Origin of the sequence: Cellulomonas fengjieae (genome assembly GCF_018388465.1) — a bacterium.
GTDB classification, from domain to species: domain Bacteria; phylum Actinomycetota; class Actinomycetes; order Actinomycetales; family Cellulomonadaceae; genus Cellulomonas; species Cellulomonas fengjieae.
Window position 1 is genome coordinate 2,357,446 of sequence record NZ_CP074404.1, and the last position, 17,272, is coordinate 2,374,717.

Sequence of the window (17,272 nt, forward strand, 5' to 3'; positions counted from 1 at the left end):
TCGACCGCCGACCTGGAGCACCGATGAGCCACGTACCCGACGTCGTCGTCACCGGACTGGGGGCCACGACGCCCCTCGGCGGCGACGTGCCCAGCACCTGGGCAGCAGCACTCGCGGGCGAGTCCGGCGCACGGCCGTTCGACAACGACTGGGTCGAGACCTACGGGCTGCCCGTCACCTTCGCGGCGACCATCAAGGTCCGGCCCGAGGACGTGCTGCCCCGTCCCGAGATGAAGAAGATGGACCCCTCCGCGCAGTACGCGGTCATCGCGGCGCGGGAGGCGTGGGCCGACGCCGGCGCCCCCGAGGTCGACGGCGACCGGCTCGGTGCCGTCGTCTCCTCGGGCATCGGTGGCATCTGGACCACGCTCGACGCCTGGGACACGCTCAAGGAGAAGGGCGCCCGCCGCATCCTGCCGATGACGGTGCCCATGCTCATGCCCAACTCCCCCACCGCCTACGTCTCGCTCGAGCTCGGCGCGCGCGCCGGTGCGCACGCCCTGGTCTCGGCCTGCGCGTCGGGCGCCGAGGCCATCGGGTACGCCGTCGAGATGATCCGGACCGGCCGCGCCGACGTCGTCGTCGCCGGCGGCACGGAGGCCTCGATCCACCCCATGCCGGTGGCGGCGTTCGCCGCGTCGCGCACCCTCTCGCTGCGCAACGACGACCCGCAGGGCGCCTCGCGCCCGTACGACGTCGACCGCGACGGGTTCGTCCTCGGTGAGGGCGCCGGCGTGGTGGTGCTGGAGAGCGCCGAGCACGCGGCCGCCCGTGGCGCCCGCGTCTACGCCCGCATCGCGGGGGTCGGCCTGTCGGCCGACGGGTACCACATCACCTCACCGGAGCCCACGGGCGACGGGCAGGTCCGCGCGATGCGCGCCGCCCTGGAGCAGTCGGGGATCGACCGGCTCGACGTGGTGCACGTCAACGCCCACGCCACGTCGACGGTCGTCGGTGACCTCATCGAGGCGCGGTCGATCCGTGGGCTGCTCGGCGACGAGGCGGACCACGTGGCCCTCTCCGCCACGAAGTCCATGACCGGGCACCTGCTCGGTGGCGCGGGTGCGCTGGAGACGATCTTCACTGTGCTCGCGCTGCACGACCGTCAGGCGCCGCCCACGATCAACGTCGACAACCCGGACCCTGAGCTGCCGCTGGACCTCGTCCGCGACAAGCCCCGCGCGCTGCGCGACGGAGACGTCGCCGCGGTGAACAACTCGTTCGGCTTCGGTGGCCACAACGTGGCCCTGGTCGTCGCCTCCGTCTGAGGTCCGACGCGACCGTGCCCTGACCGACGCCCACGGCTGCCGTGGCACAGGTCAGGGCACGGTCGTCCTCAGCCCACGCGGTGCAGCCACCGGACCGGCGCGCCCGCGCCCGCGTACCGGAAGGGCTCGAGCTCGTCGTCCCACGCCTGCCCGAGCGCCAGGTCGAGCTCGGTGCGCAGGCGCAGCGGGTCGGCGGCGTGCTCGAGGGCGGCGCGGATGCGGTCCTCGGGGACGACGATGTTGCCGTGCACGTCGGTCGCGGCGTGGAAGATCCCGAGCTCGGGCGTGTGGCTCCAGCGGGAGCCGTCGACGCCGTGGCTCGCCTCTTCGGTGATCTCGTAGCGCAGATGCGCCCAGCCGCGCAGCGCGGAAGCAAGTCGGGCGCCGGTCCCCTGCGGGCCCTGCCAGGAGTGCTCAGCGCGGTAGAAGCCCGGTCCGGCCGGCTGCGCCGTCCAGTCGAACGTCGCGCGTGTGCCCAGCACGTTGCCTGCCGCCCACTCCACGTGGGGGCACAGCGCGCGGGGTGCAGAGTGCACGAAAAGTACACCGCGGGTGATCGCACCTGCCATGTCGTCCTCCTGAACGGGCTCGAGGTTCGCCTTCCCCAACGACCTCAGTCACGTTCACAGGACTCACGGATGATGTGCAGACAGCACGCGCGGCGTGCTGGGGACAGCATGCCGGACGGATCCGCAGGGCGCCAGCCCTTGGGCAGGAACGGCTACAGCGTGTCGCGGATCGCGCGCATCGCCTTCTTGCGCACCGACCGCTCGAGGCGGTCGAGGTACAACATCCCGTCCAGGTGGTCGACCTCGTGCTGCAGGCACCGCGCCATGAGCTCGACGCCCTCGACGACGACCTCCTTGCCGTCCAGGTCGGTGCCGACGACGCGTGCGTACCAGGACCGGTGCGTGGGGAACCAGAGGCCGGGGACCGACAGGCAGCCCTCGTCACCGTCCTGGTACTCGTCCTCGGACAGCTCGACGATCACGGGGTTCAGCACGTAGCCGACCTCGTCGTCGATGTTCCAGGAGAACGCCCGCAGGCTGACGCCGATCTGGTTCGCAGCCAGGCCCGCGCGGCCGTCCGTGTCCACGGTCTCGAGCAGGTCCTCGACGAGGCCGCGCACGCGGTCGTCGATGGTCGTGATCGGGTCGCAGGGGGTGCGCAGGACGGGGTCCCCGACAGTCCGGATCTCTCGCATCGCCATGCGCAGATCCTCGCACGGCGCGCGGTTCGAGGAGGCGCACACGACGCCCGCGAGGCCCCGGAGGCCGGTGAGTGTGAGCAGCGTGACATCCCGTGGCCGTCCCGCGCGCCGGACCGCGACGGTCGCCGGTCCCCGTCTTTCCGGCAGGGCCAGCTATCACCGTCGCCGGCACGTTCGTGCGGACGCAGGAATGCAGAAAACCCCCGAGCTCATCGAGCTCGGGGGCTTTCTTGACGTTCAGCGAGAATTCACTCGCCGCGCTGCGTGGGAACACCCGTGAGGAGCGAACGCACCTCGGCCTCGTGGAAACGGCGGTGGCCGCCGAGCGTACGGACGGCCGACAGCTTGCCGGCCTGGGCCCAGCGGGTGACCGTCTTCGGGTCGACGCGGAACAGCACCGCGACCTCGCCGGGAGTAAGCAGTGCGCCCTGCGAGAGGGGGGCGTCGGTGGTCGTGGCCATGGTGGTTCTCCTGTCGTTCGGTAGCTCGGCTGGCCCTGTGGGCCCCGTGGCTTTGCGTCCCCGCCTTGCGGCGGGTTTGCCGTTGTCGCTGACAACAGGAACTATGCCCGAATCTGGACGCTTGTGCAACAACCTCCGCGCACGATTCGCGGGGCAAACGGGTGATTTAGATGCGGCCATATCGGGCGCGAACGAACGAGTAGGCACCGAACGCCACGAACCCCGCCGCGACGATCACCAGGAGCAGCACGCCAGCGGGCTGGTCGCGCAGGGTGTGCAGGGCGCCGTCGAGTCCCGTGGAGCTCGACGGGTCCGACGTCACCGCCGCCTGGACGAAGAGCGCGCCGACGATGCCGAGCGCCACGCCCTTGGCCACGTACCCGAGCACGCCGAGCCGCAGCACGACGGAGCCGGCCGTGCCCGAGGGCAGCCGGTTCAGGTCCTGCAGGAACTTCTTCTTCCAGCCCTTGTAGACGTGGTAGACGCCGACGGCGATGATCCCGAGCCCGACGGCTGCCACGAGGACCCGCCCGCCAGGAGCGCTCATGAGCGTGGCGGTCAGGTCCGCGGTCTGGGTGGACGCGGCGGACCCGCCGCCACGCGCGAAGCTGAGCGCCGCGAACGCGAGGGCGATGTAGACGACCGCGCGCCCCGCCGACTTGGCGCGGTCCCCGGTCTCGCGGGAGTGGAACGCCCGCGCCACCTGCCAGGCACCGAGCGCGACGAACGCCACGACCGAGAACCACAGGATGGCGGCACCGAAGGGGGTGGCGGCGATGGCGCTGAGCGCCCCGGACTGGTCCGCCTGCTCGCCGCCGCTGCCGAACGCAACCCGCAGGGCCAGCACACCGATCAGCACATGGAGCACTCCGCTGACTGCGTATCCCGCCCGTGCCGCCAGCTCCCAGGACCTCTGCGCATTGACCGTGCTACTTGTCGTCACGGTGACATCTCCTCCGTCTCGGGCCCCCCGTGGCGCCGATGGTGGCAGCACTGGGATGGGACGGCGACCCGAGAGCTCCGACATCGTGGGGCAGGTGGGGCTTGAACCCACGACCGACGGATTATGAGTCCGCTGCTCTGACCGGCTGAGCTACTGCCCCGAAGCAGCCTCACCCTACCGAGGGGCGTGCGCGTGCGTCCGTCACGCGCGCCGCGGGTACCGTGATGCGGTGCCCCTGTTCCGTCGTCGTCTCCCCGCTGCCGTCCGCGCCCGTCTGGACCTGCGGCCGGGCGACACCGTGCTGGTGAGCACCGAGCTGTCCGACGGCCGGTGGGCCGTGGCCTCCCGTCGCGCGCTGCACCTCGTCCCTCCCGACGGCCCGGCCGCACGGCACCCCTGGTCGGACGTCGACCACGGCTCGCTGGACCCGGAGACCCGCACGATGACCCTGCGCTGGGTCTGGGGCGACTCCGAGCGGCTGACCTTCTCGGAGGCGCCGGGGTCGTTCGCGTTCTCCCAGACGTTCCGCGAACGCGTGCAGCAGTCGGTCGTCCACGCCGCGGCGGTCTCGCTGCCCGGTGGGAAGCGGGCCCGGGTGGTGCTGCGCCGCGACGAGGACGGAAAGCTGTTCACCCAGGTTCTGGGCGATGCGGCCATCGACCTGACCGATGCCGCCGTCGCGGCTGCGGTCGACGCGGCCGAGGACGAGGTCCGCGACGCCGTCGGGCTGCCCCGCTGACCGGTCCTGGGCACCCCTGACCGGCTGCTAGAGTTCTTCCCGCACGATCCCTCGTAGCTCAATTGGCAGAGCATCCGACTGTTAATCGGACGGTTACTGGTTCGAGTCCAGTCGAGGGAGCAACGAAAGGGCCGCTGACCTGGGGTTTTAAACCCTGGCAGCGGCCGTTCGTCTTTCCCCCTTGGGCGTGCGATCGACGTCGACTCGACAAGTATTCGGAGGCGAGCCCCCAGAGCCGGGTGCCTCCGTACCCCCGCATCGACCCGCTTCGCACTCCTCGGAGCGAACTGATCGAGGATCGCCCGCCGGTCCGAGCAACCGTCGAATGTCGCAGCCATCCCCGCGCGTCTGGGCAGGGCGCTTTCGGTTGTGCTGGCGGCCCCGCTCTCGCCGGGTTGGTGGGGCTTGGCGCTACTCCTGCTGGCTGGTCACCGGTGCTTGCCGCGCTGATCGCCGCAGGAACCCCCGCGCTCTCGGGCTAGCCCCCGCACGAATCATGGTCTCAGCGTCGAAGCCGGGCCATGAACGGTAGCTATCGCAAGTCTGGTAGCCGGCTGGCACAGCGCTCGCGCCGTCGGGGACAACGCCGAACAGATACCAGGAGAGACCGTGAGCGTTCAGAAGGTGGAGCTGGCCTGTTCGAGGTAGCGGGCGACAAGGCCGAGTTCTTCTTCGGTGAACTCGGCGTTGGTCCGGTCGAGCGTGTCGGTGTACTGGCCGTAGCGGTTGATGATCGGCGCGATCTTCTCGGGGATCAGTTCGATGTTGATGCGGCGTCGGTCCTGTGGGTCATGCGCGCGCCGCAGGTAACCGGCTGCCTCGAGTCGGTCGAGGACGCGCGTGATGGTGCTCGTGGGTAGGCCCGTCGTCTGACTGAGCTGCTTGGGTGTGCGTACGTCGTCGCGCAGGACGAGCAGGTGCAGCGTCTGGAGGTCGGTGACGAGCAGGTCGAACTCGCGCGCGATGCGCTCGTTACCGAGCACCGCGTTGACCAACGCGCCCCGGAGCGCCCGCTGAATTCGCGCGCCGTTCGGACTGGACACCTCACACCTCCATGGATATTCTTCCCGATACGGGACTATCCCAGATGGGGATTGAGTCATGGTGGGATGTTCCCGTCTTCGAAATCGTAGCGGGAGGAGCCCTCCGGTCTCGGTGTCGCTGTGGTGGGCGCATCGAAGGGCCAGTCCGCAACCTCCGCCTGCGCCGCCCGTCCGGCGTCCCCGTCGGAGTCCGCATCGGCGGCGGAGCGCATTGCATCCACAGCGACGGCGAAACTCGGCGCGATCGGACGCGGCTACCGCAACACCGCGCCCACCAGCCCGGACCACGACACGCTCGTCATCGCCAGAGCCGTGGACGGGCTCACCGTCACCGACTAGCCGGACCGATAACACCGCGAAGGAGCACACACATGTCCGACATGGGAACACTGCCCGGATGGCTCAAGCCAGCAAACCGCGTCGTGAAGTTGCTGCACCGCCTCGGTGTGCCCCTCGGGACCATCCACCTCATCACGATTCCTGGCCGTGCCACCGGCGAGCCCCGATCGACGCCCGTCTCCCCCCTGACCGTCAACGGACGCCGGTACGTGATCGCCGGACTCGCGAACTCCAACTGGGCCGAGAACGCCCGCGCCGCCGGCCACGGGAGGCTCAGCAAAGGCCGCGGTCACGAGGTCATCGACCTCATCGAGGTCACAGATCCCGCGACGCGCAGACAGGTCATGACCGCCTTCCCCACTGAAGTACCCCACGGGGTCCAGTTCTTCATCCGCATCGGACTAGTCAGCAGCGGCGATCCCGCCGCCTTCGCTGCGGCCAGCGACAAAGTGGCCGTCTTCGAGATACGTCGTGGCGAGCGATCGGATGGTTGAGCGGGGCTCTTATGAATGCGAACAGGGCGAACGGCCAAGGCGCGCCCGCGCTCGTGGGGACGACTGTCGCGGCCGGACGGTTCCGCGGTCCGAGTTCCGTGGTCAACGTGTCCTCGCACCAGGCGCAACGGCCCGTCCGCGGCTCGCTCCCCTACGCGACGGCGAAGGCGGCGGTCGAGGGTCTCACCCGCGCCGCCGCCGTCGAGCACGGGGCGCGGCAGGTCCGGGTGAACGCGGTCGCACTGGGCTCGATCTCGACCGCGCGCTACGACGCGCTGCTCGACGCGAGCGGGCCCGTGCACGCTCGCGACATCGAGGAGCAGATGCGCCGGCTCCATCCGCTCGGGCGGGTGGGGCGCGCGCAGGAGGTGGCGGCGACGGTGGCCTACCTGCTCTCCGACGCCGCGTCGTTCGTGAGCGGCGCGGTCCTGCCGGTGGACGGCGGCCGTGCCGCGCTAGGGCTGGACCCCGAGGCGACCTGAGGCACCGGCCGCCGCTACCGCACGCCGCGGATCACCCCGCGACGGAGCGCGCGCCCGGGTCGAGCGGTCGCGGCCCGGGCAGCAGGCTCGTGATCGACACGCCCCACGAACGCGCGCGCTCGAGCTCGCCGTCGCGCAACGGCCCGGTGGTGCCCAGCACCCAGAACGACTCCGCCTCGGCCGAGACGTCGAACCCCGCCCGCCGCAGGGCGCGCCACGCACCGACGGCCGCGGAGCCGGGCACGTGCGGGCTGTGGATGCGCGTGTCGAACGTCGCGGCATGGACCTGCCGAGCAGGTGGCTTCAACGACGCGAGCCACTCCCGGACGCCGACCGTCGGACCGTTGTCGGCCATACCGGCCCACTGCCGCGCGTCGGCGCGCGTCGACGCCCGGCTCATGCCGAACGCCTGCGTCGGACCGCCGACCACCAGCAGCTCGAGGTCGCCGGGGAGGCCCACAGGCGCCGCGCCGACCTCCATCACCGACGTGTCCGGCACCCGGGTGCACATGCCCTCCCACACCGCCCGCGCGATGTTGGCGGTGCTCCCGAACCACGACTCATAGATCACCAGGGCACGCACTGCACTCACCGTCCTCGTCGAGCGGTTGGACCACTCCAGGATCCGCGCCGCGGACAACCGCCGCCCAGGGCCATAGGTCCTGAATGCACCATGTGATGAGCGGATCCAGCGGTACGGGATGCACCGACGGGCGAGCAGGGCGACAGTGGTGCCGCACAGATTGACGACGAGGGAGAGACGATGAGCGAGCTGAGCAGCCAGTCGGCGGACGACACGCCCGCACTGCCGGAGTCGACCCCGGACCACGGACAGCCGGAGGAGGGCGACAACCAGGACGTGGCCGTCGAGAAGATCTATCCCAGCGACCCCACGGGGGCCGAGCCCGAGTGAGCACCACGTCCCCCGGCATCGCCGGTGTCACCGAGCTCATGCTGGTCCGCCACGGTGAGAGCGTCGGGAACGTCGCCGCGACCGCGGCGGAACGCGCCGGCCTCGAGGTGATCGACCTGGAGACGCGTGACGCCGACACCCCGCTGTCGGCGCGGGGCGCCGAGCAGGCCGAGGCGCTGGGCACGTGGCTGCACGAGCAGTCGCCGGGCGCCGGTCCCGAGGTCGTCTGGTGCTCGCCGTACGTGCGGGCGGAACAGACGGCGACGATCGCCCTGGCGGCCGCCGGCGCGACCCTCGACGTGCGGCTCGACGAGCGGCTGCGCGACCGCGAGCTCGGCATCCTGGACCTGCTCACCCGGACCGGCGTCGAGGCGCGCTACCCGCAGGAGGCGGCCCGGCGACGGCACCTGGGCAAGTTCTACTACCGCCCGCCGGGCGGCGAGTCGTGGGCGGATCTCGCGCTTCGCGTGCGCGCCTTCCTGGCCGACCTCGACCGTGTCGAGAGCGGCAGGCGCGTGCTGCTCGTGGCGCACGACGCCGTGATCATGACGATCCGCTACGTCTGTGAGGCGCTGACCGAGCACGAGGTGCTCGAGCTCGGCCGGCGGGACCCGGTCCGCAACGCCACCGTGACCCGGCTGGCGCGGACGCCGGCGGGGGCGTGGACGCTGACCGCGTTCAACCACGACTACCACCTGGAGCGCGAGGGCGCCGCCACGACCACCCACGCAGGAGACCGCGATGCCCTCCCGCACTGAACAGGTCACGCCCGCCCTGCTGCGGGACTGGCCGCTGCCGGCCGACGCGGACTCCAAGTACAGCCGCGGGCAGGTCGTAGCCGTCGGAGGGGCGCGGACCACCCCCGGGGCGGTGCTCCTGGCCGGGGTCTCGGCCTTGCGCGTCGGAGCAGGCCGGTTGACGCTCGCCGTGGCGCGGTCCGTCGCGGTGCCCATGGCGATCGCCCTGCCAGAGGCCGGGGTCGTGGGGCTCCCGGAGACCGAGACGGGGTCCCCGGACGGGACCGGCGTCGACCAGCTCATGGGTGACCTGTCGAGCGCGGACGCGGTGCTCGTGGGGCCGGGCCTGGACGACCCCGACCGGACCGTCGACCTGCTGACGTCGATGATCGACGGCATCCCCGACGAGGCCGCGGTGCTCCTCGACGCCTTTGCACTGGGGGTGCTCCCCCGCGTCCCCGAGGTCGCCGAGCGGCTCCAGGGGCGGCTCGTCCTGACCCCGAACGCCAAGGAGGCGGCCCTGCTGCTCGGGGTCGAGGAGATCGACGACCGGTCGGCCGCGCGCATCGCCGCGACGTACGGTGCCGTGGTCAGCTGTCAGGGCCGGATCGCGGCTCCCGACGGCTCGCAGTGGGAGGTCGCGACCGGTCTCGCCGGGCTGGCCACCTCCGGCAGCGGAGACGTCCTCGCGGGTGCCCTCGTCGGGATCCTCGCCCGCGGGGCGCCGCCGGACCAGGCCGCCTGCTGGGCGACGCACCTGCACGCGGCGGCCGGTGACCGGCTGGCGACGCGGGTCGGCCGCCTCGGCTACCTGGCCCGCGAGCTGCCCGACGAGCTGCCGACCCTCCTGACGGAGCTGACGCCGTAGCCGTCAGGCCGCGCGCAGCACCAGCAGGTACTGGCCGCCACCGGGCTCCACGTCCGCCGTGACGCGCAGGTCGGGTGCGAACCGGGAGAGCCGGTCCACCAGCCACGCCGCGGCCTCCTCGGCGTCGGCGCGCGTGGGGCACCGCGCCACCATCTCGCGGCCGCCCTTGCGGGTCAGCCGCTCGACCGTGCCGACGATCGGTGCCGGGTCGACGACGAACAGGTCGGGCGACCAGGCGACGACGGGCTTCACGGCACCCTTGCGGGTGTTGCAGGCGCGATGTGCGAGCCGCTCGGACCCCGCGGTCGGCTTCTTGCCCTTCGGCGTCGCACCCCCGTCGATGCTCGGGCCGCGGTCGGCGTTGACGGACGCATCGGGGTCGACGGGCTCGTCGCACAGCCAGCATCGCCATCCGTCGCGCCGGCCGACCTCATCCAGGGTGCTCATGGCCCGGAGACTACGTGAGGCCGCGGCACCGCCGGTGCACGCCTGGACGCCTGGGCACGCTCGCTAGGCGGCCTGCCCGTACCCTGCGCGGCGCGTCCGGCCGGCGCTCTCGACGACGGCACCGTCCCGCACCACCCCGTCGGCCTCCACGATGGCGCCCTGCTCGATCGACACCCGCTGCCCGACGCGCGCGTTGGCGCCGACCCGCGCACGGGCGCCCACGCGCGTCCGTGCGCCCAGGTGCACGTTGCTCCCGATCTGGACCCCGGGGCCGAGCACGACGTCCACGTCGACCCAGCTGCCGGCCCCGACGCGCGCACCCGGCCCGACGACGGCGCCCGCCTCCACGTACGCCGTGCGGTCCAGCCAGGCGTCCTCGTGCACGCGCGCCCCGGGTGCGACCAGGCCGCCACCGTTCGCGTGCGGGATGTACCGCATCACCGCACCACGGTCGTCCTCGAACTCCACCAGACCCTTGATCCGCCGCGACATACCTCTCCTCAGCTGCTGTTCTCGCATGACATAACGACCGAGTCCCCAGGAGGTTTCCCGGACCGCTCAGCCGTCCGCGAACACCGGCTGGACGCGCGGCCGCGCGAGCCCCACACTTGCGCCTGCCCCCCTGCTTGGTCCGGCCGCCGATGGTCGGGAAAGGACTCTCGGCCGTGCTGCGCACCGTCACCTCGCACCTGTCCCTGGACGTGCGCTCACCGCTCGAGATCCTGCTCAGCGTCGCCGTCGCGGACGGCGCCCACGACCGCTCCGAGATCCTGTCCGTGCGCCACGAGGACGGGCCCCTGGACGTGGCCGAGATCAAGATGGCCCACGGCGGTCGCATGCACCGCGTGCTGTCCCCCGCGGGCCGCCTGGTGGTGGACTACCAGGCCACGGTGACCGGCCTGGCCGACCCGCCCGCCATCGACGACGTCGACCTCGTCGAGTACCTGCGGCCCAGCCGCTACGCCGACTCGGACCGCCTGCTGGCCTTCGCCAGGGACCAGTTCCGCGAGCTGCGGGATGCCGAGCTGCTCGACGCGGTCGTCGCCTGGGTCGCCGGCCACGTCACCTACCTGTCGGGTGCCAGCCTTCCGACGGACGGCGCCACGGACACGCTGCTCAAGCGACGGGGCGTGTGCCGGGACTTCGCGCACCTCGTGGTCGCCCTGCTGCGGGCCAGGGACGTGCCCGCCCGCCTCGTCTCGGTGTACGCCCCCGGGCTCAAGCCGATGGACTTCCACGCGGTGGCCGAGGCCTACGTCGAGGGTGCCTGGCGCGTGGTGGACGCGACCGGGCTGGCCCGGCGTGAGTCGCTCGTCCGCATCGCCACGGGTCGCGACGCCACCGACACGGCGTTCCTGTCGTACTACGGTGGCCAGCTCTCGATCCGGGCAATGACCGTGACGGCCGCGGTGCACGGCACACGCGACGACGACGTCACGCGGCTCGTCGCGCTGCGCTGACGGCCCACGGCTGCGCTGTCGGCCGACGTTAGAGCGCGACCCCGACGAACGCGCCGACGGCGAACGTCACGGCCATCGCGACGGACCCGCCGACGATGTTGCGCAGCACCGCCCGCCGCGGCTCGGCCCCGCTGAACCGTGCCGCCACCAGGCCGGTGAGGGCCAGCGCGACGACGACGGCGGCGAACGTCGCGGGGACGCGGGCCGCGCCCCAGGGTGCGAGGACGACCACGAGCGGGATGAGACCTCCCGCGACGAAGGCGCCGAGCGAGGCGACGGCGGCGTGCCACGGGTTGGTGAGCTCCTCACCGCCCCGGACCACGAGCGTCGGCAGCACGCGGCCCCGACGGACGGCGGCCCGCTCCGCGTCGCGCTGGCTGCTCACCGACACGTACTCCCCCGCGGCCATGGACAGCGCCCCCGCGACGAGCGCGGCGATGCCGGCGACCGCGATGGTCCGGACCGGGGTCGACGCTCCCGCCACGCCGAGCACGGTGGCGGCGATGGAGACGATCCCGTCGTTGGCCCCGAGCACCCCGGCGCGCAGCCAGTTGAGGCTGGACGTCGTCACCTCGCGGCGGCGCCCTGGGGCCGGGGATCGGCGTGCGGACAGGACGGTCATCTGTCCACGGTAGGCCGGTCGGCCGGCCGTGTCACCGAAGCAAAGGCTGCCCTGACCTGCGACGATGCAGGACCGCCTGGCCTAGGCCGAGGCGCTCTCGCGCAGGTTGCGACGACGGCCTTCGACCTCGACGAGCTCGGCGAACGCGGCCTGGTACGCGGCCGGGTCGGCCTCGGCGTCCATGCGCTGCAGGCGTCCGCGCAGGTCCGCGATGTGCCGGGTGAACCCGATCTCCACGAGACGGAGGACCACGCCCTTGACGTAGCCCTCGAGGGACTCGGGGCGGTCCTCGGGCAGGGGCGCGACGGCGAGCTCGGTGACGAGGGGCCGGACGGGTTCCGCGGCCTGCTCGATGACGGCACCCACCCATCCGGTGGATCCGCCCGAGGCCTGCACCAGGGGTCGCGCGGCGCTCAGCCCACCGGCCGCGCGGATGGCCTCGTGCACCGCCCGGTACGCCGGGGCGCCGAACGCGTCGGTCGGAAGCTCGTCGAAGTCCGACGCCACCAGGTCGGGGCGCTGGAGCACCACCTCGAGGGCGGTCCGCTCGATCTGCGCGACGGGGTCACGGCGGTCCGGGACGGGCATGCGCACGATCGGGACCCGCACGGGCTCCGCCGACGCCGACGTCGATGCCGAGGGCCGCTCGCCGCGCGTCGTCTGCGGCCTCGTCGACGCACCGTGCACGGCCCGGCGCACGGCGTCGGGGTCGTCGATGCCGAGCCAGCCGGACAGCATCCGGGTGTACTCGGGACGCAGACCCGCGTCGCGGATCCCGGCCACGATCGGGGCGGCGGCACGCAGCGCACCGATCCGGCCCTCCGCGGTGCGCAGGTCGTAGGACGCGAGGGTCGACCGGATGACGAACTCGTACAGCGGCGTCCGGCCGGCCACGAGCGCCCGGACGGCGTCCGGACCCCTGGCCTGCCGCAGCTCGCAGGGGTCCATGCCGGACTTCTCGACGGCCACGAACGTCTGGGCCGAGAACGACTGGTCCTCCCCGAACGCGCGCAGCGCCGCCTTCTGACCTGCGGCGTCACCGTCGAACGTGAAGATGATCTCGCCGCCGACCGAGGCGCCGGATGCCAGCTGGACACCCCCCGAGGACCCCGAGTCGCCGATCAGCCGCCGCACGATCCGGGCGTGGTCGGACCCGAACGCGGTGCCGCAGGTGGCCACGGCCGTGCCGACGCCGGACAGGTGCATGGCCATCACGTCGGTGTAGCCCTCGACGACGACCACGCGCTTCTCGCGCTGCAGGTCCCGCTTGGCCAGGTCGATCCCGTAGAGCACCTGCGACTTCTTGTAGAGCGGCGTCTCGGGCGTGTTCAGGTACTTGGGCCCCTGGTCCTGCTCGAACAGGTGCCGCGCACCGAAGCCGATGGTCTCGCCCGTCAGCTCGCGGATGGGCCACACGAGGCGGCCCCGGAAGCGGTCGTAGATGCCCCGCTGCCCCTGGCTGACGAGCCCGGAGAGGGTGAGCTCGGCCTCCGTGAAGCCCCGGCCGCGCAGGTGCCGCAGGAGGGAGTCCCAGCCCTGCGGCGCGAACCCGACGCCGAAGTCTGCGGCGGCGCTCCGATCGAAGCCGCGCTCGGCGAGGAACTGCCGTCCCGCGGCGGCGGCCGGCGTGCTCAGCTGCTCGCGGTAGAACTCCTCGGCCACCTTGTGCGCCTCGATGAGCCGACGCCGCTTGCCGGGCTCCTCGCCGGGCCGGGGGGCGCCGCCCTCCTCGTACCGCAGCTGCAGGCCCACCTTGCCGGCCAGGTACTCGACGGCCTCGGAGAACCCGAGCCCGTCGACCTTCTGCACGAAGTCGATGACGTCGCCACCCTCGCCGCAGCCGAAGCAGTGGTAGCGCCCGACCTGGGGCCGCACGTGGAAGGACGGGGACCGCTCGTCGTGGAACGGGCACAGGCCCTTCATCGACCCGACGCCCGCGGACCTCAGCGTGACGTGCTGGCCGACGATCTCCTCGATGTGGGCACGCTCGCGGACTGCCTCCACGTCCTCCCGCCGGATGCGTCCTGCCACGCGAGGAGTCTAGGCGTCACACGAGGACGGCCGGTCCGCCGTGCCGCGGCGGGTGGACCAGGCGCGCGTGCAGCTCGGCCGCGGAGACGTCGGTGAGCGAGGCCACCTGGTCGATCACCACGCGCAGGCGCGCGGCGTCGTCTCCGGCCTGCGCCCAGTCCGCGGCGAACGGCGGCTCCAGGGCGATCGGTGCACGCTCCGACAGCACGTGCACCAGGTCGACGAGCACCTCGCGCTGCCGGTGGTACAGCGGCTCCAGCTCGCGCGGCGCCATGACGTAGGTGACGGCCAGGCCCTTGAGCACCAGGATCTCGGCGAGCGTCTCGTGCGGGACGATCAGGTCGGCCGCGTAGCGGGTGAGCGGCCCGGGGCCGTACTCCTCGCGCGTGGCCAGCTGCGAGGCCTTGGCGAACCTGCCGATCAGCTGGCTCGTGGCGTCCTTGAGCGACGCCAGCGCAGCACGGGAGCCGTCGAACCCCGGGCGCCACAGCCGCGCACGGACCAGCCGGTCGATCGCGTCCTGCAGCCCTTGCTCGCTCACCGCGTCCCCGTACCAGGTGTGCACCGCCTCGACCACGCGGTCGCGCTCGGTCGCGACGCCGAGCACCTCCAGGTCCAGCCGCCCGCCGACGACCGCGTCCTCGACGTCGTGCACCGAGTAGGAGATGTCGTCGGCCAGGTCCATCACCTGCGCCTCGAGGCACTTGCGCGCGTCCGGGGCCGGCTCACGGAGCCACTCGAACACCGGCAGGTCGTCCTCGTACACGCCGAACTTGTGCGTCGGCCGGCCGCTGGCCGCGCTCACCGGCCCCTGCCCGTGCCGCCACGGGTACTTGACCGAGGCGTCGAGGCTGGCGCGGGTCAGGTTGAGCCCCACCGCGCGACCGTCGGGGGCGACGACCTTGGGCTCCAGCCGGGTCAGCAGCCGCAGCGTCTGGGCGTTGCCCTCGAAGCCGCCGATCCCCTTCGCCAGCTCGGCCAGCGCACGCTCGCCGTTGTGCCCGAACGGGGGGTGCCCCAGGTCGTGCGCCAGGCAGGCGGTGTCGACGATGTCCGGGTCGCAGCCCAGCGCCTTGCCGATCTCCCGGCCCACCTGCGCGACCTCGAGGGTGTGCGTGAGCCGCGTGCGGACGAAGTCGTCCGACGACGGCCCGAGCACCTGCGTCTTGGCGCCGAGGCGGCGCAGCGCCGAGGAGTGCACGAGCCGCGCCCGGTCGCGCTCGAAGGCCGTCCGCTCACGCGACTTCACCGGCTCGGTGACCCAGCGCTCCCGGTCGGCGTCGACGTACCCGTCGACGTCCAGGGACTGGTCCAGTGCGGTCACGCCCCCAGCCTAACGAGCCGCCACGACGCGACTACGCGAGCCGCCAGACCTGGACGCCCGGCCCGTCACCCGGGAGCACCAGCGCCCCGTCCACGAGCCGCAGGTCACCGCCGCCGTACAGGTTCTGCGCGCGTTCGCCGGGCGCCAGCAGGTGGCCCGGCAGCAGGGCACCGCTCCACGGGCCGCGCGCGAGCAGGACCAGCACGCGCTCGTCGGCGGTCTCGCGCAGGAAGGCCACGGCGTCGTCGGTCACCACGGCCCAGCGCAGGCCTCCGGTACGCAGCGCGACCGACGAGCGGCGCAGGGCGGCGAGCCGGCGGTACGTCTCGAACGTCGTGGCGTCCCAGTGCGGGCCACCGCCGGCGTCGATCTCGTCCCACGGCATGCTCGCCCGCGCGTGCTCGCCGTTCTCGCCGGTCATGCCGCCCTCGTCGCCCGCGAACACGACCGGCGTGCCGGGATAGGTGAACAGCATGGCCGCGGCCACCTCGGCACGCTCGCGGCTGCCGACGACCGTGCGCAGCCGCGCCGTGTCGTGGGACGCCAGCATGTTCCACTGGTGCCGCGTGACGGACCACGGCACGGCGGCGTCGAAGTCGCGCATGGTCTCGACCATCGTCCGGCCGCTGCGGCGCGGGACGACGACCGGCATGCCGATGAACGGCAGGGTGCTGCCCGGCTCGACCAGCCACGACCACACGGGGCGCGTGAACGCCGAGTAGTTCATGTTGACGTGCCAGCCGCCGACGCCCATGTCCGCGCCGGCGTCGTGGAAGTGCTCGGAGACCAGGACCGCGTCGCGGTTGTGCGCCCGCATCGTCGACCGGATCATCCGCGCGACCTCGTGCGTCTGGTCCTGCCCCCCGTAGCGGCCGGTCATGTTGGCGACGTCGATACGCCAGCCGTCCAGGCCGTAGGGCGGACGCAGCCACCGCGCGATGACCGACTCCGGTCCCTCGACCATCCGGCCGGCCAGGCCGGGTGCCGACCAGTCCAGCTTGGGCAGGGAGGCGTGCTCGAGCCAGCCGACGTAGCCCGGCGGCTCGTCGGAGGGGTAGTAGAACCGCGCCTCCTCGCTGGAGGGGTCGGCCTGCGCGGTCACGAACCACTCGTGGCCCGCCCCGGTGTGGTTGGTCGTGAGGTCCCCGACCAGGCGCATCCCCCGCGCGTGCAGCTCGCTCGACAGCGACGCCAGCGCCTGGTCGCCGCCCAGCAGCGGGTCGACGCGGTCGAACGTGCTCGCGTCGTAGCGGTGGTTGGACCGGGCGGGGAAGATCGGGGTCAGGTAGAGCGTGTCGACCCCCAGTCTCTGCAGGTGGTCGAGCCGCGACTGGATGCCGGGCAGGTCACCGCCGAACAGCTGGGTCGAGGTGTCCCGGCCGAGGGCCGCAGGCTCCGTGCCCCAGGCCACCGGCTGCGCCCAGTCCGGCAGCGGCCCGGCGGGTTCGCCGTGGTGGCCGCTCGACCGGGCGAACCGGTCCGGGAACACCTGGTACACGAACGCCGTGTCCAGCCACGCGGGCGCCGGGTCGTGCGCCGACAGCCTGAAGTCGGCGGCGTCCGGGACGTCACGCTGGTGCGCCCCGCGCCCGTTGAGCCACCGGTAGCCGCCCGGTTCGTCCAGCAGGAACCGGTAGCTGGTGAGCGGGTTGTGCACCAGGACGTCGGCGACGTACCACCGCTCGTGCTCGGTCTCCTGGTCGAGCCGCGCCGGCTCGAGCCGAGGCTCGCCGTCGCGGATCGTGCGCAGCCAGACGGCACGCTCCGTGCCGGAGGCCGGGACCCGGACCCGGACCGGGACGCGCTCGCCGAGCGCGGCCCCGGCCGGTGCGTACAGCGGTGACCCGTCGTGGTGCGGGGTGTCGAGAAGGTGCGCGACGGGGCCTCGCAT

20 protein-coding genes, 2 tRNA genes and 1 riboswitch are annotated in these 17,272 nt (G+C 72.7%); of the genes, 9 read left to right on the forward strand and 13 right to left on the reverse strand.

Features of this window, described 5'->3' with window-relative positions; translation table 11 throughout:
• Window positions 1–23 precede the first annotated feature (23 nt).
• Complete coding sequence (gene fabF, locus KG102_RS10910) at window positions 24–1,268, forward strand: beta-ketoacyl-ACP synthase II (protein ID WP_208211226.1); 1,245 nt, start codon at window positions 24–26, stop codon at window positions 1,266–1,268.
• A gap of 68 nt (window positions 1,269–1,336) precedes the next feature.
• Here the strand turns inward: fabF and KG102_RS10915 are convergent, their stop codons facing one another.
• From KG102_RS10915 to KG102_RS10935, 5 genes are all read right to left on the reverse strand, one after another.
• Window positions 1,337–1,837 (reverse strand): DUF3145 domain-containing protein, encoded by a 501-nt coding sequence (locus KG102_RS10915; protein ID WP_208211229.1) that lies wholly within the window; start codon window positions 1,835–1,837, stop codon window positions 1,337–1,339.
• A 152-nt stretch (window positions 1,838–1,989) separates the two neighbouring features.
• On the reverse strand, window positions 1,990–2,478 hold the full coding sequence (def, locus tag KG102_RS10920) for a peptide deformylase (protein ID WP_208211232.1): 489 nt from the start codon (window positions 2,476–2,478) through the stop codon (window positions 1,990–1,992).
• Between the two features lie 248 nt (window positions 2,479–2,726).
• Window positions 2,727–2,939 carry a BldC family transcriptional regulator gene (locus tag KG102_RS10925; protein WP_208211235.1) on the reverse strand — a complete coding sequence of 71 codons (213 nt, stop codon included), beginning with the start codon at window positions 2,937–2,939 and terminating at the stop codon, window positions 2,727–2,729.
• 16 nt (window positions 2,940–2,955) lie between these two features.
• Window positions 2,956–3,030: riboswitch (cyclic di-GMP riboswitch) on the reverse strand.
• A gap of 75 nt (window positions 3,031–3,105) precedes the next feature.
• A complete protein-coding gene (locus KG102_RS10930; protein WP_208211238.1) occupies window positions 3,106–3,882 on the reverse strand; it encodes a DUF1206 domain-containing protein in 777 nt (258 codons plus the stop codon).
• Between the two features lie 86 nt (window positions 3,883–3,968).
• Window positions 3,969–4,042: transfer RNA gene (locus tag KG102_RS10935), tRNA-Ile, on the reverse strand.
• A gap of 69 nt (window positions 4,043–4,111) precedes the next feature.
• Here KG102_RS10935 and KG102_RS10940 point away from each other — a divergent pair.
• Together KG102_RS10940 and KG102_RS10945 are read left to right on the forward strand one after the other, a co-directional pair.
• On the forward strand, window positions 4,112–4,621 hold the full coding sequence (locus KG102_RS10940) for an AbrB/MazE/SpoVT family DNA-binding domain-containing protein (RefSeq protein WP_208288869.1): 510 nt from the start codon (window positions 4,112–4,114) through the stop codon (window positions 4,619–4,621).
• Between the two features lie 47 nt (window positions 4,622–4,668).
• Window positions 4,669–4,741: transfer RNA gene (locus KG102_RS10945), tRNA-Asn, on the forward strand.
• Between the two features lie 497 nt (window positions 4,742–5,238).
• Here the strand turns inward: KG102_RS10945 and KG102_RS10950 are convergent.
• On the reverse strand, window positions 5,239–5,664 hold the full coding sequence (locus KG102_RS10950) for a MarR family winged helix-turn-helix transcriptional regulator (RefSeq protein WP_249667286.1): 426 nt from the start codon (window positions 5,662–5,664) through the stop codon (window positions 5,239–5,241).
• Between the two features lie 371 nt (window positions 5,665–6,035).
• Here KG102_RS10950 and KG102_RS10955 point away from each other — a divergent pair, with 371 nt between their 5' ends.
• The gene (locus tag KG102_RS10955) at window positions 6,036–6,497 is read left to right on the forward strand and encodes a PNPOx family protein (RefSeq protein ID WP_208288864.1); all 462 of its coding nucleotides are present in this window, start codon (window positions 6,036–6,038) and stop codon (window positions 6,495–6,497) included.
• 107 nt (window positions 6,498–6,604) lie between these two features.
• Window positions 6,605–6,979, forward strand: a complete 375-nt coding sequence (locus tag KG102_RS10960) for an SDR family oxidoreductase (RefSeq protein ID WP_208288862.1) — start codon at window positions 6,605–6,607, stop codon at window positions 6,977–6,979.
• Window positions 6,980–7,010: 31 nt separating this feature from the next.
• Here the strand turns inward: KG102_RS10960 and KG102_RS10965 are convergent, their stop codons facing one another.
• The gene (locus KG102_RS10965) at window positions 7,011–7,571 is read right to left on the reverse strand and encodes a flavodoxin/nitric oxide synthase (protein ID WP_208288860.1); all 561 of its coding nucleotides are present in this window, start codon (window positions 7,569–7,571) and stop codon (window positions 7,011–7,013) included.
• A gap of 171 nt (window positions 7,572–7,742) precedes the next feature.
• Between KG102_RS10965 and KG102_RS10970 the strand changes: the two genes are divergently transcribed.
• From KG102_RS10970 to KG102_RS10980, 3 genes are read left to right on the forward strand one after another with little or no spacing between them, the layout of a single operon-like run.
• The gene (locus KG102_RS10970) at window positions 7,743–7,892 is read left to right on the forward strand and encodes a hypothetical protein (RefSeq protein WP_208211259.1); all 150 of its coding nucleotides are present in this window, start codon (window positions 7,743–7,745) and stop codon (window positions 7,890–7,892) included.
• A 38-nt stretch (window positions 7,893–7,930) separates the two neighbouring features.
• Window positions 7,931–8,650, forward strand: coding sequence for a histidine phosphatase family protein (locus KG102_RS10975; RefSeq protein ID WP_208289044.1), 720 nt, complete (start codon window positions 7,931–7,933; stop codon window positions 8,648–8,650).
• Complete coding sequence (locus KG102_RS10980) at window positions 8,634–9,497, forward strand: NAD(P)H-hydrate dehydratase (protein ID WP_208288858.1); 864 nt, start codon at window positions 8,634–8,636, stop codon at window positions 9,495–9,497. Before KG102_RS10975 ends, KG102_RS10980 begins: the two co-directional genes overlap by 17 nt.
• Window positions 9,498–9,500: 3 nt before the next feature.
• On the opposite strand, the gene KG102_RS10985 is transcribed toward KG102_RS10980, so the two are convergent.
• Window positions 9,501–9,944 carry a hypothetical protein gene (locus tag KG102_RS10985; protein ID WP_208211264.1) on the reverse strand — a complete coding sequence of 148 codons (444 nt, stop codon included), beginning with the start codon at window positions 9,942–9,944 and terminating at the stop codon, window positions 9,501–9,503.
• Between the two features lie 63 nt (window positions 9,945–10,007).
• A complete protein-coding gene (locus KG102_RS10990) occupies window positions 10,008–10,436 on the reverse strand; it encodes a transferase (RefSeq protein WP_208211267.1) in 429 nt (142 codons plus the stop codon).
• A gap of 173 nt (window positions 10,437–10,609) precedes the next feature.
• Between KG102_RS10990 and KG102_RS10995 the strand changes: the two genes are divergently transcribed.
• Window positions 10,610–11,404: a transglutaminase-like domain-containing protein gene (locus KG102_RS10995; RefSeq protein ID WP_208288856.1), complete on the forward strand. Its 795-nt coding sequence runs from the start codon at window positions 10,610–10,612 to the stop codon at window positions 11,402–11,404.
• Window positions 11,405–11,432: 28 nt separating this feature from the next.
• Here the strand turns inward: KG102_RS10995 and KG102_RS11000 are convergent, their stop codons facing one another.
• The 4 genes from KG102_RS11000 to KG102_RS11015 all read right to left on the reverse strand — a co-directional run bounded on the left by KG102_RS11000 (window position 11,433) and on the right by KG102_RS11015 (window position 17,272).
• The gene (locus KG102_RS11000) at window positions 11,433–12,026 is read right to left on the reverse strand and encodes a VIT1/CCC1 transporter family protein (RefSeq protein ID WP_208288854.1); all 594 of its coding nucleotides are present in this window, start codon (window positions 12,024–12,026) and stop codon (window positions 11,433–11,435) included.
• 81 nt (window positions 12,027–12,107) lie between these two features.
• On the reverse strand, window positions 12,108–14,057 hold the full coding sequence (gene dnaG, locus KG102_RS11005) for a DNA primase (RefSeq protein WP_208288853.1): 1,950 nt from the start codon (window positions 14,055–14,057) through the stop codon (window positions 12,108–12,110).
• A gap of 16 nt (window positions 14,058–14,073) precedes the next feature.
• Window positions 14,074–15,372, reverse strand: a complete 1,299-nt coding sequence (locus KG102_RS11010) for a deoxyguanosinetriphosphate triphosphohydrolase (protein WP_243884197.1) — start codon at window positions 15,370–15,372, stop codon at window positions 14,074–14,076.
• A 40-nt stretch (window positions 15,373–15,412) separates the two neighbouring features.
• Window positions 15,413–17,272 (reverse strand): glycoside hydrolase family 13 protein, encoded by a 1,860-nt coding sequence (locus KG102_RS11015; protein ID WP_208288851.1) that lies wholly within the window; start codon window positions 17,270–17,272, stop codon window positions 15,413–15,415.

Bases quoted from the DNA above. Each gene is read 5' to 3' on its own strand.
- fabF (WP_208211226.1), top strand. From the start codon at position 24: ATGAGCCACGTACCCGACGTCGTCGTCACCGGACTGGGGGCCACGACG.
- KG102_RS10915 (WP_208211229.1), bottom strand. From the start codon at position 1,837: ATGGCAGGTGCGATCACCCGCGGTGTACTTTTCGTGCACTCTGCACCC.
- def (WP_208211232.1), bottom strand. From the start codon at position 2,478: ATGGCGATGCGAGAGATCCGGACTGTCGGGGACCCCGTCCTGCGCACC.
- KG102_RS10925 (WP_208211235.1), bottom strand. From the start codon at position 2,939: ATGGCCACGACCACCGACGCCCCCCTCTCGCAGGGCGCACTGCTTACT.
- KG102_RS10955 (WP_208288864.1), top strand. From the start codon at position 6,036: ATGTCCGACATGGGAACACTGCCCGGATGGCTCAAGCCAGCAAACCGC.
- KG102_RS10970 (WP_208211259.1), top strand. From the start codon at position 7,743: ATGAGCGAGCTGAGCAGCCAGTCGGCGGACGACACGCCCGCACTGCCG.
- KG102_RS10975 (WP_208289044.1), top strand. From the start codon at position 7,931: ATGCTGGTCCGCCACGGTGAGAGCGTCGGGAACGTCGCCGCGACCGCG.
- KG102_RS10980 (WP_208288858.1), top strand. From the start codon at position 8,634: ATGCCCTCCCGCACTGAACAGGTCACGCCCGCCCTGCTGCGGGACTGG.
- KG102_RS10985 (WP_208211264.1), bottom strand. From the start codon at position 9,944: ATGAGCACCCTGGATGAGGTCGGCCGGCGCGACGGATGGCGATGCTGG.
- KG102_RS10990 (WP_208211267.1), bottom strand. From the start codon at position 10,436: ATGTCGCGGCGGATCAAGGGTCTGGTGGAGTTCGAGGACGACCGTGGT.
- KG102_RS11000 (WP_208288854.1), bottom strand. From the start codon at position 12,026: ATGACCGTCCTGTCCGCACGCCGATCCCCGGCCCCAGGGCGCCGCCGC.
- KG102_RS11015 (WP_208288851.1), bottom strand. From the start codon at position 17,272: ATGCGAGGCCCCGTCGCGCACCTTCTCGACACCCCGCACCACGACGGG.